This is a genomic window from Mesorhizobium newzealandense (genome assembly GCF_042682145.1).
GTDB classification, from domain to species: Bacteria; Pseudomonadota; Alphaproteobacteria; order Rhizobiales; family Rhizobiaceae; genus Mesorhizobium; species Mesorhizobium newzealandense.
Map to the genome: position 1 here is coordinate 58,843 of NZ_JBHUGZ010000029.1, position 14,007 is coordinate 72,849.

General features: G+C 63.5%; 11 protein-coding genes and 1 pseudogene. 4 read left to right on the top strand and 8 right to left on the bottom strand.

Annotated elements, in window-relative coordinates; genetic code table 11:
- Positions 1–48: 48 nt before the first annotated feature.
- Together ACFSOZ_RS33590 and ACFSOZ_RS33595 are read right to left on the bottom strand one after the other, a co-directional pair.
- On the bottom strand, positions 49–3,132 hold the full coding sequence (locus ACFSOZ_RS33590; RefSeq protein ID WP_379105307.1) for an efflux RND transporter permease subunit: 3,084 nt from the start codon (positions 3,130–3,132) through the stop codon (positions 49–51).
- Entirely contained in the window at positions 3,129–4,481 is a 1,353-nt protein-coding gene (locus ACFSOZ_RS33595) for an efflux RND transporter periplasmic adaptor subunit (RefSeq protein WP_379105309.1), read from the bottom strand. Before ACFSOZ_RS33595 ends, ACFSOZ_RS33590 begins: the two co-directional genes overlap by 4 nt.
- A gap of 145 nt (positions 4,482–4,626) precedes the next feature.
- On the opposite strand from ACFSOZ_RS33595, the gene ACFSOZ_RS33600 reads away from it, so the two are divergent.
- A complete protein-coding gene (locus ACFSOZ_RS33600) occupies positions 4,627–5,193 on the top strand; it encodes a TetR/AcrR family transcriptional regulator (RefSeq protein ID WP_379105310.1) in 567 nt (188 codons plus the stop codon).
- Here the strand turns inward: ACFSOZ_RS33600 and ACFSOZ_RS33605 are convergent.
- From ACFSOZ_RS33605 to ACFSOZ_RS33630, 6 genes are all read right to left on the bottom strand, one after another.
- Positions 5,184–6,272 (bottom strand): ABC transporter ATP-binding protein, encoded by a 1,089-nt coding sequence (locus ACFSOZ_RS33605; protein ID WP_379105312.1) that lies wholly within the window; start codon positions 6,270–6,272, stop codon positions 5,184–5,186. The genes ACFSOZ_RS33600 and ACFSOZ_RS33605 overlap by 10 nt on opposite strands.
- Entirely contained in the window at positions 6,259–7,197 is a 939-nt protein-coding gene (locus ACFSOZ_RS33610) for a PfkB family carbohydrate kinase (protein WP_379105313.1), read from the bottom strand. Before ACFSOZ_RS33610 ends, ACFSOZ_RS33605 begins: the two co-directional genes overlap by 14 nt.
- Complete coding sequence (locus ACFSOZ_RS33615) at positions 7,197–8,219, bottom strand: SIS domain-containing protein (RefSeq protein ID WP_379105315.1); 1,023 nt, start codon at positions 8,217–8,219, stop codon at positions 7,197–7,199. The genes ACFSOZ_RS33610 and ACFSOZ_RS33615 overlap by 1 nt, the downstream gene beginning before the upstream one ends.
- Positions 8,216–9,061, bottom strand: coding sequence for a carbohydrate ABC transporter permease (locus ACFSOZ_RS33620; RefSeq protein WP_379105317.1), 846 nt, complete (start codon positions 9,059–9,061; stop codon positions 8,216–8,218). Before ACFSOZ_RS33620 ends, ACFSOZ_RS33615 begins: the two co-directional genes overlap by 4 nt.
- Positions 9,061–9,945, bottom strand: a complete 885-nt coding sequence (locus ACFSOZ_RS33625) for a carbohydrate ABC transporter permease (protein ID WP_379105319.1) — start codon at positions 9,943–9,945, stop codon at positions 9,061–9,063. Before ACFSOZ_RS33625 ends, ACFSOZ_RS33620 begins: the two co-directional genes overlap by 1 nt.
- A gap of 80 nt (positions 9,946–10,025) precedes the next feature.
- Positions 10,026–11,264, bottom strand: coding sequence for an extracellular solute-binding protein (locus ACFSOZ_RS33630; RefSeq protein ID WP_379105321.1), 1,239 nt, complete (start codon positions 11,262–11,264; stop codon positions 10,026–10,028).
- A gap of 210 nt (positions 11,265–11,474) precedes the next feature.
- On the opposite strand from ACFSOZ_RS33630, the gene ACFSOZ_RS33635 reads away from it, so the two are divergent.
- The 3 genes and pseudogenes from ACFSOZ_RS33635 to ACFSOZ_RS33645 all read left to right on the top strand — a co-directional run bounded on the left by ACFSOZ_RS33635 (position 11,475) and on the right by ACFSOZ_RS33645 (position 13,883).
- Entirely contained in the window at positions 11,475–12,689 is a 1,215-nt protein-coding gene (locus ACFSOZ_RS33635; protein WP_379105322.1) for an ROK family transcriptional regulator, read from the top strand.
- A 44-nt stretch (positions 12,690–12,733) separates the two neighbouring features.
- A pseudogene (locus ACFSOZ_RS33640) lies at positions 12,734–13,033 on the top strand (SDR family oxidoreductase); the annotation flags it as partial.
- A gap of 85 nt (positions 13,034–13,118) precedes the next feature.
- Positions 13,119–13,883, top strand: a complete 765-nt coding sequence (locus tag ACFSOZ_RS33645; RefSeq protein ID WP_379105324.1) for a phosphodiesterase — start codon at positions 13,119–13,121, stop codon at positions 13,881–13,883.
- The last annotated feature ends 124 nt before the right edge of the window (positions 13,884–14,007 follow it).

The window sequence follows — 14,007 nt, forward strand, 5'->3', positions numbered from 1 at the left end:
TACGCAATTCCCGACGGAAAACCGCGACACACTTTTCCTGGAATTGCTTCAGTCCTGCAGTGCCGGCATCAGCTTGGGATCCGGCTTCTCGGCATGGTGCGGCAGGTCCTTGCTGGCGATGAAGGTGTAGAACATGGGCACGACGAAGAGCGTGAACATGGTGCCGACTAGGATGCCGGTGAAGATCACCAGGCCCATCGAGTAGCGGGCCGCTGCACCAGCGCCGCTGGATGTGATCAGCGGCACCACGCCGAGCGCCATGGCCGCCGTCGTCATCAGGATCGGCCGCAGGCGCACCTTGGCCGAGGCGATGATGGCGTCACGCCGCCGCATGCCATGTGCCTCGCGCTGCTGGTTGGCGAACTCGACCAGAAGGATGCCGTGCTTGGTGATCAGGCCGATCAGCGTGATCAGGCCGACCTGCGTATAGATGTTGAGCGTGCCGAGGCCCAGATTGAGCGGCACGATGGCGCCGAAGATGGACAGCGGCACCGCCATCATGATGATCAGCGGGTCACGGAAGCTTTCAAACTGCGCCGCCAGCACCAGATAAATGACGATGACGGCCGCCGCAAAGGCGATCAGGATGGTGTTGCCCTGTTCCTTTTCCTGCCGGGACTGACCGGAGTAGTCGATGAAGAAGCTATCGGGCAGGTTCTCCTTGGCTATATCCTCCAGCGCCTTCAGCCCGTCGCCGGTGGTGACGCCGGGCAGTGGGAGCGCGGAAATCGTCGCCGAATTCAGCTGGTTGAACTGCTCGATGGCGGCCGGTGCTGCATTGTTAGAGATCTTCACCACGGCCGACAGCGGCACCATCTCGCCGGTTACGCTGCGCACGAAGTACTCGCCGAGCTTTTCGGGATTGTCGCGGAATTCCTGCGGCACCTGCGGGATGATGTCGTAGCTGTTGGAGTCGCGATCGAACTGCGCCACTTCGGCACCGCCGACCAGCAGCGTCAGCGTCCGGCCGATATCGGCAATCGGCAGGTTGAGCGCCGCGGCGCGGTCGCGATCGATGGTCACCGTCACCTGCGGTGCGTCATAGGCCATCGAATTCTGCACGACGATGAAGCGGCCGGAGGCCTGCGCCTTGTTCTTGATCTGCTCGGCCACCTCGTACACTTCCGAGGAATCGCCGGTCGATCGCACCACCATGGCGATGGGCAGGCCGCCACCGGAGCCCGGCAGCGTCGGCGGCGCAAAGACGAAGGCCTGGACACCCGCCACCTTGGCGAGACGGGCCGTAATGTCGGCCTGCAATTCCTTGGAATTACGCTTGCGTTCGGCCCAGTCCTTGAAGGCAAAGCCGACGAAGGCGCTGTTTGTCTCGCCGCTGAAGGCGACGGCCGAGAACTGTGCCCGCGTCTCGGGAATATCCTTCACCAGGCCGAGCATCTGGTTGACGTATGTCTCGGTGTAATCGGACGTCGCATAGCGTGGCCCTGTCACAATCGAGAGCAGAAAGCCCTGGTCCTCTTCCGGCGCCAGTTCGCTCGAGGTCTTGGTGAACATGAAGCCGGTGACGCCGACAAGCGCAAGCACGATGATCAGCGTCAGCGGACGATAGTTCAGCGAACCGGTGACCGCCCTCTCGTAGACGTGCTCGACCCGCGCGAAAGTGCCGTCGACAATGCGCTGGAAACGGCCGGGCGTGCCGGACTTCAGGAGGCGCGCCGACATCATCGGGGTGATGGTGACGGCGATGACACCTGACAGCACCACCGAGCCGGCGAGTGTGACGGCGAATTCACGGAACAGCGCGCCGGTCAGGCCGCCGGTGAAGGCCAGCGGCGCGAACACGGCGGCCAGCGTCATGGTCATGGCGACGATGGCCGAGGCGATTTCGCGCATGCCACTGAACGCCGCCTGCATCGGCGTCATATGGTCTTCTTCCATGTGGCGATGGATATTCTCCACCACCACGATGGCATCGTCGACAACAAGGCCGATCGCCAGCACCATGGCCAGCAGCGACAGAAGGTTGATCGAATAGCCGACCGCAAACAATAGGAAGCAGACGCCGATGAGCGACAGCGGGATGGTGACGATCGGCATCATCACCGAACGGAAAGAGCCAAGGAACAAAAGTATCACTACGATGACGATGGCAACCGCCTCGGCGATGGTCTTGAACACCTCTTCGATCGAGGCGCTGATCTGCCCGGTCGCATCGTAGACGACTTCGATCGTCATGCCCTTCGGCAGCGTCTCCTGAATCTGCGGCACGAGCTTGGTGAGCGCGGCCGCCGTGGTCAGCGGGTTGGCCGCGGGTGTCGGGAAGATGGCGAGGAAGGTGCCGGGCTTGCCATTGAAGCTGACCCTGGTGTCGGTATTCTCGGCGCCGAGTTCGACGCGGGCCACGTCGCGCAGCCGCACCACATTGCCGTCGGTCGAGCGCAGCGGCAGCTCGGCGAACGCTTCCGGCGTCTGCAGCGTCGAGCGTACGGTGATCGACGAGACGACATACTCGTTCTGCGTATTGCCGGGCGCCGACAGGAAGTTGGAATTGTTGATCGCCGTCAGCACGTCCGAGGCCGTCACGCCGCGCGCGGCAAGCTTGATCGGGTCGATCCAGACGCGCATCGAATATTCCTGGGCGCCGAAGATCTGCACGTCGGCGACTCCTTCGACCGTCGACATGCGTGGCCGGATGACGCGCTCGATATACTCCGTCAGCTGCTCCTTCGTCATGTTCGGATTCTGCATCGAGATGTACATCATCGCGAACTGCTGGCCGGTGCCCTTGACGATGACCGGATCCTTGGAGGCATCCGGCAAGGTGCCGCGCACCCCCTGGACCTTGGACAGCACTTCGGTCAGCGCGACGTCGGGGTTGGAGCCGAGCTTCATCTGCACCGTCACGGTGCTGGAGGAAGGACGGCTCGACGAGGTGACGTAGTCGATGTTTTCGGTCGAGGCGACGGCGCGGGCGATCGGGGCGGAAATGAAGCCCTGGATCAGGTCGGCGCTGGCGCCCGGATACGCTGTCGTGATGGTGATCGCGGTTTCGTCAACCTTCGGATACTGACGGATCGACAGGTTGAAGATGCCCTGGAAACCCAGGAGCAGGATCATGCAGGCCAGGACGGTCGAAAGGACAGGCCGGCGAATGAAGATATCGGAAAAACTCATTGCGAGTCGGCCTGCTTGTTCGCCGATTTGGTCGGGTCGATGGTGTTGTCGACGGCTACGGACATGCCATTGAAGAGCCGGTTCTGACCGGCGGTAACGACCTCGTCACCGGCCTTCAGCCCCTCGACGATCTCGACCATACCTTGATTGCGGCGGCCTGGCTTGACGAAGACCTGCGACAGCACCAGCCCAGGCTTGTCGCCTTCCGCCGCCGGCTTGGCCGGATCGGTAGGCTTGTCCGCTGGCTTTGCCGCATCGGCGGCAGGCTTGGTTGCATCAGCCGCCGGCTTCATGGCATCAGCCGGCTTGGCATCAGCCGCCTTGGTGTCTGCAGGCTTGGCGTCCGCCGGTTTTTCGGTTGCCGACGCAGCGGGCTTTTCTTCCGGCTTGGCTGTCTGCGCGGGGGGCGCTTCGGCGGGCTTCGCCGGCTGCACCACGAATATGTAGTCGCCATAGAGGCTGGTGGTCAGCGCCGTCTGCGGCAGCGTCAGCACATTCTGCTCTTCAGGCAGTTCGACACGAACCTGCACGAACTGGCCGGGGGTCAATTTGCCTTCGGTGTTGGCGACCTCGGCCCGCACGTTTACCAGCCGGCTCGAAGGGTCGATTTTCGGGTCGATGCCGCGAATGGTGCCGGCGTAGGGCATCTCGCCGCCGCCGATTCCCAGCCGCACCGTTTGACCGATCTTCAGCGAAGGCAGCTGTTGTTCCGGTACCGTGAAATCGACCCGCATCGTGTCGAGATCCTGTAGCGTCACCACTACGGTGCCGGGCGCCAGGTATTGGCCGAGGTCGATTTTCGGGATACCCACCGTGCCGCTGAAAGGCGCCGTCAGCTGCTTCTGGTCGAGCACTGCCTGCAGTTTGTTCACTTGCGCGGCGGTTGCCGATGCGGTTGCCCGCGCCGTGTCGAGCGTAGCTTCTGCGTTAACGCCGCGCCTCTGCAGTTCAATGGCGCGCGTCAGCGCCATCTGGACGAGCGCCACTTGCGCCTTCGTCGCTTCTAGATCTGCGCGCTCGACCGCACCGTCGAGCTGCAGCAGGACCGCGCCGTCCGCAACCTTCTGATTGGCGTGAAACAGGATCTCCTTGACGATGCCGGTGGTTTCAACCGTCAGATCGACACCACGCACCGCCCTGACCGTACCGATCGCCTCGACTCCCGGTGTCCAGTTCGACGGCTTGGCGATCGTCGTCGACACGGTCGCCGCCGGTGGCTTCATCGAGGCGAAATACTGCTTGATGCCGTTGTCGCGCAGGAAGTTGAAGCCGACAATGCCGCCGACCACGACGACGAGGACGAGCAGAACCAGGGCGATGATGACGATACGAAGGATGCGCTTGAACAAGAAAGTCCCCTCAGTCGAAATCCGGCGCGAAGCTCGGACATCGGGACACATATCGACTGCAGGTCCCGATTTCAAATAATGGCGGTCTTACTGTACCGTCTGGACGGTCTTGTCAATTGGGCCTAAGCTTGCGATGGGAGGAGCCATGAAAGCTCCAAGATCGAATTCGCGCGAGAAAATTCTCGCCGCGGCGGCCGATGTCGCACGAGAAACCGGGCCCGGCAGCCTGTCGCTGGAAGCGGTCGCCAGCCGTGCCGGCGTATCGAAGGGCGGCTTGCTCTACAATTTCCCGACCAAGGCCAAGTTGATGCAGGGACTGGTCGAGGGCTATTTGCGCGAGTTCGGGCAGGCGCTCGAATCCGCCAACAGCAACGACAAAGGCGAAAACCCGCTCGCCGTTTACATCAGGCTGTCGGCGGATGATTGCGAGGACAAGCAGCCATCGGCATCCTGGATCTTTTCGGCGATCGCCGAGGATCCCGATTTCATGACGCCGATAAAGACATTCAAGCGGCAGCTTTTCGAACGGCTGAAGGGCGAGACGCAGGATCTGAAATCGCTGCTGGTCTGTTATCTCGCCATCGAGGGGCTTCGCAGCATGAACCTCTTCGATGCGGATGTCCTGTCGAAAAACGAGCGCCGGCTGCTGGTGTCGTCCCTTCTCGAGATTGCGGCATTGCCACAGACTCCCAAGGACACCCGTCAGGGCTGATCCAGGCAGGCTTTGCCGGTCTCGGGGTCAAACAAGCGAAGTGCAGCGTCGTCGAAGGCGAAGCTGCATGTTTCGCCTTTGGCAAGCCGGGTCCGTGGCGGCAGGCAGGCCGTCAGCCGCTGCGCGCCGATGCGAGCCGTGGTGACCAGTTCGGGTCCGGTCAGCTCAGTCACCTCGATCTCCACGGGCAACGACAACTCCGTTGCAGCACTGGTCGCCACGCGAAGCGCTTCAGGGCGGATACCAACGACTACCTGTGCGCCGTCGCGGGCCGAGTTCCGATAGCGTGCGGGCAAGGGTATCCGCACGTTGGAATCGGCAATGGCCAGCTTTCCGACGGCGATGGCCGCCTGCAGCATGTTCATCGATGGCGCGCCGACAAAACCGGCGACATAGAGCGTTGCCGGTTGATTGTAGATCTCTTCGGGCGTGCCGAGCTGCTCGATCCTGCCGTCGCGCATCACTGCAATCCTGGTCGCCAGCGTCATCGCCTCGATCTGGTCGTGGGTGACATAGACGACCGTTGTCTGCAGCATCTGGTGAAGGCGCTTCAGCTCGGTGCGCATTTCCAGGCGCAGCTTGGCGTCGAGGTTGGACAGCGGTTCGTCGAACAGGAAGACCTGCGGCTTGCGCACCAGCGCCCGGCCGATGGCGACGCGCTGGCGCTGGCCGCCGGAAAGCTGGCTCGGCTTGCGGTCGAGCAAGGTCTCGATCTGCAGCAGTCTTGCCGCGTCGCGCACCGCCTTGTCGCGCTCGTCGGCGGCAACCCCGCGCATCTCCAGCCCGAAGCCGATGTTACGCTGGACGGTCAGGTTCGGATAAAGCGCATAGGACTGAAAGACCATGGCGATGTCGCGGTTCTTGGGATGAACGCCAAGGATCGAGCGGCCGCCGATCAGCACATCGCCGCTTGTCGCTTCGGCCAGCCCTGCGATGATGTTGAGCAGCGTCGATTTTCCGCAGCCCGACGAGCCGAGCAGCACCAGGAACTCGCCGCTCTGCAACGCGATGTCGATGCCTTTCAGCGTCTCGACACTGCCGTAGCTCTTGCGGATGTCGCGGATTTCAAGCGCGCTCATGTATGGGTTCCCCAAACTGCATCGGCCCGCCATAGTTGCGGGGCAAGGTGGAAATCGCGCGCGAGGCGACATGCGTCGCGGCGGAGAGACAGGCCGATAGCGGCTGTTGCTGGGCCAATGCCGCCAGGAAAGCGGCGTTGAAGACATCGCCGGCGCCGATCGTGTCGACAACCCGGACATCGGGCGCGACGGATTCGACGAGCGCTCCATCCGGGCCGATGGCGATGGCGCCCAGCGGCCCGCGCTTGACGACGAAGGTCGCGCCTTGCCTCATGCTCGACCGGATTTCGCGTGCGGCCTCCACAGGGCTCTGCCTTCCCGCCAAGGTTACTGTCTCGACCTCGTTGAACAGCGCCAGTTCGCAGCGCGACAGCCATGCGCGCGTCGCGGCGCAATTGGCCTCGGTCCAGCCATCGATCGGCCAGCCGGTGTCGAGCGCGACGGCAATGTCGTGGCTGTCCGCCCAGTCGAAAAACGCGTCGTAGTCGCGCGTCAGATCGTCGGTCAGGAAGGAGCCGCACAACAGCGAGTAGCCACCGGAGAGCGCCCTGCCGTCGAGAACGGAAAACACATCGGCAAGACTGAAGCGCGGCAGATGTCCGCGCGTGGTGAAGAAGGTCCGTTCACCGTCAGGGTGGGTCATGCCGACGGACAGCGTCGTGCCTTCGGGGCGGACCGGCCATTTCTCGGCGTGGCGGCCGAAGGCCTCGCGAAGCCAGCGGCCGAACTGGTCGTCGCCGACATTGGCGGCAACGGCGAAATCGACGCCCAATGCCTGCCATGCCAGCGCGCTGTTGCCGGCCTGGCCGCCAACGCGCAATTCGTCATGGTCGACGACGGTCTCCGTTCCGGCGACAGGCCACGGCGCGACCGGGCCGACAATCAAGTCGACATTGACGTTGCCGATCACCGCAAGCGGACGCATCACTCGCTCCTGGTGATCTTGGTGGAGCGGACAGGCGTGCCGGCATTGTCGACGCGAGCATCGGCAAACGCGATCATCAGGCGCTGCGCCAGAGGCAGCATGGCGAAGATCGCTGCGAGGCCGGAAGCTGGTTTGAACGAAAGCGTGACGGCGCCCGCAACAGGCGTTTGCCCGGACGAATCGAAGACGACCAGCGGCGCGCCGGCCTCGACCACCGACATGGCCATGGCGGTCACCAGCTCCGTTGTCGGGTCATTGCCACGAAACAGGATGACGCCGATGTGCAGGCCGAGCATCTCCATCGGTCCGTGGCGCAACTGGCCGCCCTCGAGCGAAAAGCACGGCAGCCGCGACAGTTCGGTAAGGCCAAGCGCCAGGGCTTCGGCGAGACCTTGCAGCCGGCGGCCCGAGGTGACGATGGCCGTCACCTTGTCCAGTACCGTGAGCGCCTGCGTGATGTCGTTGTCTTGTGGCTGATCAAGTGCACCGAGCGCGGCACTTGGGTCTTCGCCGAGGGCGGCCAGGATCGCCAGATGCAGCGCGAAGGTCACGGTCAGGCTGCGGGTGGCGGCGAAGGCCAGTTCGGTGCCGCCGTCGCCGACCAGGCAAGGCACGGTGCGAGCCAGGAACGAGGCGCTTTCGAGTGTCAGGCCGAAAACATCGGCTGTGCCGCCAGCCTCCGTGAACCACCTGACGACCTCGGCGCTCTCGCCCGACTGCGAGGTGACCAGCACGGTTCTGCCTGCCAGCGGCAGTGGCTGGCCGAGCTGTTCGGAAAGCGGCAGCGCCAGGGCATCGATGCCATGCGCGCGATAGAGCGGTTCGACGGCACGCCCGACGGCGTGCGAGCCGCCCATGCCGAGCAGCAGCAGGCGCCCGGTCTGCCGGATCGAGGCGGCGATCTTTGCCGCCATGGCCGCGTTGTGCTTGAACGAGGCGATCGCATCCGCGCGCTGGCGTGCCATTTCGCGGTCGATGGCAACCAGCCCCGCCGGCCGGGGTTTTGCTGCAGTCATCATCATCCTTTCACACCGCCGCTGGTCAGGCCCGAGATCAGCGCGCGCTGCATGACCAGGCCAATCAGCACCGGCGGCAAGGCGGCCAGCACGCCGGCTGTGGCGATCAATCCGTAATCGGAAACACGGCCGCCGGCCAAATCGGCGATGGCGACGGTCAAGGTCTTGGCGCGCTGGTCCGAAGTGAACAGCAGCGCGTAGAAGAATTCGTCCCAGGCAAGCAGCACGGCAAACAGCGCCGATGTCGCCATCACGGGCGCGGCCAACGGCAGCGTGATGATGCGCAAAGTCTGGAACAGACCGGCACCGTCGATCATCGCCGCCGCCTCGATCTCGCGCGGGATCGAGTCAAAGCCCGACTTCATCAGCCAGGTGGTGAAGGGTGCCAGAATGGTCAGATAGACCAGTGCCAGGCCGAAGACATTGTTGAGCAGGCCGAGATATGACAGGCCCATATAGAGCGGTACGGCCAGCGCCACCGGCGGCAGCATGTAGGTGGCGATGACCATCGACAGCGACCAGCCGATCGACGGCGTGCGCGAGACGGCCCAGCCGGCGGGGATCGCCAGCGCCAGGGCTGCGATGGTCGCCATGCCGGCAATCTCGAGGCTGTTGCGCAGCGACGAGGTGAAGGCAGCGCCTGCGCTGTTTTCAGCCGTCGACAGCAATTGCTGGTAACGGGAGAAATCGGCACTTTGCGGCCACCAGCGCAGCGGCTTGGCGGCAAGGTCGGCGGCCGGCGATATGCTCATGATGAACAGCCAGGCAATGGGCGCCAGGATGATGGCTGCGAGCAGCAAAGCGCAGACATGGATGAAGATGGTGAAGGCAGGGCTCTGGCGTTCCATCAGGCGGCACTCCCGGCGGTCTTCCGCACCAGCGCCGCATAGGCGACAGCCAGCACGGTGACGAGCAAGGTGACGATCAGCGCCAGCGACGCGCCGGAGCCGGCGCGCTGGAAGGAGAAGGCTTCCTGGTAGACGAGGATCGACAGGGTGCGCGTGCTGTTGGCCGGGCCGCCGCGGGTCATCACCCAGATGATGTCGAAGACCTTGAAGGCCTCGATGGTGCGCAGCACCAGCGCCACCATCAGCGGGCCGGCGAGATAGGGCAGGATGACGAAGCGGAAGCGGTTGAACGGCCCGGCGCCATCGACGAGCGAGGCGGCGGTGATGTCGCGCGGCACCGCCTGCAGCGCGGCCAGTGCGATCAGCGCCACCAGCGGAAAATTCTTCCAGCAGTCGGCGACGATCAGCGCCGCCAGCGCCGTGCCCGGCTCGCCGAGCCAGGAGCGATAGGCATCGAGAAGATGCAGCTGGGTCAGCGCGGCGTTCAGCGCGCCATATTCGGGATTGTAGATGAGCCGCCACAGCGTGGCGTTGACCACCGTCGGCAGTGCCCAGGGCAGGATCATCAAGGCGCGCAGGATGGCGCGGCCATGAAACTGTTGATTGAGCAGCAGCGCCGCGAGAACGCCGATCACCATTTCGGCGGCGACCGAAATCACCGCGAAGAGTGTCGTGGTGACCAGCGTGCGCGAGAAGTTCGAGCTGGACAGCATATTGGCATAGTTGTCGAAGCCGACGAAATTGCCGCCCGTGCCGACCAACTTGGCGTCGGTGAAGGAAAGCCCGACCGTATCGACCAGCGGCCAGCCAATGACGGCGACCATGACCACGAGCAGCGGCAGCATCAGCAGCCACGCACGGGTTGTCATCCAGGTGCCCGACATCGGAGCAGCCCCTCTTCATCCATGGTGATTTCAGACATAGCACGGGCGGCACTGGGCCGCCCGTGCTTGGAAGCAACGTCTCAGAGGCCGCTATTTTGCGCGGCGGTCTTCAAGGCGTCCTCCGGCGAAGACTGGCCGAGAAGCGATTCCTGGATCGCCTGCTGCAAGGCAGTCGACAGTTCCTGGTACTTCGGCGTGGTCGGGCGCGGATACATGGCGGCCAGACCGAGTTTGGCGGCGGCGATCAGCTCTTCCTGGCCCTTGGTGACGGCCGGGTCGTCATAGGACGAGGCCCAGATCGGCAGCGAGAGCTTGGCATACTGGTTTTGCGTCGCCTGCGAGGTCATGAATTCAATGTATTTCCAGGCTTCGTCCGGATGCTTTGAGACCGCCGTGACGCCGAGGCCCATCGAGCCGTTGACGGCCGACACCTCGCTGGTGCCAGTAACGCCTGGCGCCGGCACAACGCCGACCTTGCCCGCCACTTTGCTGTCCTTCGGATCGTTGGCCATGTTGTACATATAGGTCCAGTTCAGCGCGAAGGCGGCGTCACCGTTTTGGAAGACCTTGCGCACGTCCTCTTCCAGGAACTCCTTGGAATTGGGATTGGTGAGGCCCGACTTGTAGCTGTCGACCATATACTTCAGCGCCGCGAGGCCGCCGCCATTCTGGAAGTCCGGCTTGCCGTCCTTGAGGAAGTCGCCGCCATAGGCGCTGACCAGCGTGGCGTAGTCGCAGATCGCGGCCTCGGCTTGCGACCAGCTCCAGGCGATCGGCGTCTTCAGCAGGCCCTTGTCCTTGATGATCTTGGCCTGTTCGCCGAGTTCTTCCCAGGTCTTCGGCGGCGTCTTGATGCCGGCCTTTTCCAGGATCTCCTTGTTGTAGAACAGGTATTTGGTGTCGAGGATCCACGGCATGCCGTAGTACTTGCCGTCGTACTGGACCGTGGTCCAGGCGCCGGGCAGCACGCCCTTCTTCATGTCGTCGGTGATCTTCGACGACTCATCGACCAGCACCTTGTTGGTGGCGTATTCGGCCGGCCAGATGACGTCGAACAGCACGACGTCGTAGCCGCCGCCCGAGCCCTGCGCGAGCACGGTCTTGTCGTGCAAGCCTTCATAGGGGACGAATTCGAGATTGACCTTGATGTCGGGATTGGCCTTGGTGAAGGCCTCCGTCATGGCGCGCACGTCGGCCTCGCTGTAGGCGGCCTGCGCCATGAAAAGCGCATTGAGCGATGTTTCGGCGAAGGCATGGGGAACCAACAGCCCCCCGACAAAGACTGCACCCAAAAGGGTCTTACCGATCGATTTCAGCATCTTCTTCTCCCATTTCCGATGTTGGCGGGCCGGCGATTTGCGTGGCCTTCCCGGGTTGATGTCACGTGACCCAATGTTTCCCCGACCGGTGGGCGGCGACAGGTCCAAAAGCCCTGGCCGTCTTGTTTTGCGGTCGGTTTCGCTATTAAGTCAATTCGCTTGACTTAATTAGTCGATCAATATCCTAATGGAGTCAAGAGGGAAACGCCGGTGGACGATCTCAGCCCGATCCGCGCGAAAAGCGGCACCAATCAGGAAGGCACGAGTGCGCACAACCGCCGTGTCATGATCGAGGCGCTGCGTCTCAACGGCGCCCTGTCTCGGGCTGATCTGGCACGGGCGACGCAGCTCACCAAACAGGCGGTCTCCAACATCATCGAGGATCTCGAAAGCGATGGCCTTGTCGTGGCCCTCGATGCGGTGCGCAGGGGCAGGGGTCAACCGTCGACCCCTTACAGGCTGGTTCCCGAAGGCGCCTTCGCCATCGGCCTGCAGATCGACCGCTACCTGACACGGGCGGTCGCCGTCGACCTGATGGGCAGCGTGCTGGCTCGCGCCGAGGCCAATCTGCCATTTGATGAGCCATCGAAGGGCGTCGAGGTCATCCTCGGCCTGATCAGAGGCGTCCGACGCGAACTGGCCGAGATATCCGCCCAATCCGAACAGAGGCTGGTCGGCCTCGGCGTCGCCATGCCGGGTCCTTTCGGGCTGAAGAATTCGGACGACAAATGGATGATGCCGGCCTGGCAGAAATTTCCGCTGCTGGAGACGCTGGCTGAAGGCACAGGCCTGAATGTCGGCCTGCAGAACGACTCCGCCGCCTGCGCGACGGCGGAACGCATCGTCGGCGCGGCGCACGGCGTCGATCACGCGGTCTGCCTCTACGTCGGCTACGGCATCGGCACCGGGCTGATCCTGAATGGCGAACTCTACAGCGGCGGCCATGGCAATGCCGGCGAGATCGGCATGGCACTCCTGTCGCCGGCCGGCCCCGGCTCGACGCCGCTCGAACATCGCGCGTCGCTGGCCTCGCTTTACCAGCATCTCGATCTCAATCCGGCCGACAACGATATCTACCATCAGATGAACGCCCTGGTCATCGCCGAGGATCCCAAGATGATGGCCTGGATCGATGGTGCGGCGCATGATCTGCGCTGGAGCGTGCATCTCATCGAAACGATCTTCGATCCGCAGACCGTCATCCTGACCAGCGGAGCGCCGGAAGCGCTGGCCCGCCGGCTGGTCGAGGCGATGCATCCGCTGCTGCCGTCCATCGCCGACCGGCCAGGCCGGAATTTGCCGCGCCTGCAGCTTGGCACCACCGATCCCTGGTCGATCGCGCTCGGTGCTGCCGCGGCGCCGATCAGCCGCGCCTTCGATCCGCTGTTTTCGGCGATCCTGAAGACGCGATCCGGCGGCGCCTGAAAGGGCCGGCCGCCAGGCTTTTCGCCCTGAGACATCCGCAGAGTGGCATTGCGGGCCTGACCAAGACGGTGGCGCTGGAGGCAGCGCTTGACGGCGTCACCGTCAATGCGATCGCTCCGGGCTATGTCTGGACACCGCTGGTCGAAAGGCAGATTCCCGACACGATGAAGGCGCGCGGCACCGAGGAACAGGTCAAGTACGATGTGCTTCTCGCAGCGCAGCCGGCGAAGGAGTTCGTCGCTGTCGACGAGCTTACCGCGCTGACGCTGTTCCTGTGCTCGGACTCAGCCAAGCAGATCACCGGCACGACCTTGCCGATGGACGGCGGCTGGACGGCGCAGTAGAGGTTAGCCAAGGCGTTCCGTTGCCGGCTGGTGGCGCCAGGTGCCAACAGGAAAGCCGCCAGCAGTAAGCATCCCGGTCAGGTCGATGAAAGTCATCCAGATATCCGATCCGCATCTGATGACGCCGGGCGGTCTTCTGTACGGCTCCAATCCGCTCTCCAGGTTGCAAGCCTGCCTTGCCGACATCGGCAGCAACCATGCCGATGCCGAATTGGTGGTGATTTCCGGTGACCTGACCAATGACGGCGAGCGCCCGGCCTATGCGGCGTTGAGGGAGAGCCTAGCAAAGTTCAGCCTGCCCTGCCGGCTGGTGCTCGGCAACCATGACGACCGGGCACTGTTTCTTGAGATGTTCCCGCAAGCCACCGCCGAGCGCGGCTTTGTCCAGAGCGTCGTCGACGGCCGCGAAGGCCGCCTGATCCTGCTCGATACGCTGGACAGCGGACATGTCGAAGGCAAACTATGCGCGGCGCGTCTTGGCTGGCTCGATGAGCGACTGCAAGAGGCTCGCGATCGGCCGGCCTTCCTCTTCATGCACCATCCGCCGTTCCGGATTCACATCCCCGAACTCGACCGTGTCAGGCTCGCCGACGCCGATGCCTTGCACGAGGTTCTGCTGCGCCACGGCAATGTCCGCCATATCTTCGCCGGACACGTCCACCGTCTGATCGCCGGCAGCTGGCGCGGCATTCCCGTCAGCACGCTGCGCAGCACCAACCATCAGACCGCGCTCGATTTCTCGCAAAGCTGGCGCCTGGGGCACGAGCCGCCAGCCTATGCCGTGATCCTGATCGATGCGGATGGGGTGATCGTGCATTTTCACGATTTTCTGGACAGCGCTGCCGCCTGATTTGGCTGGCCCGGCATGAATCAAATGCGCCGGCCCGCCGCCCATCGATCGAGTGAAACAGAAATCGAGTTCATGGGGCTATCGCACCATGTCATTTTTCGCGTTTCCGGAGCATCTTCTCAGT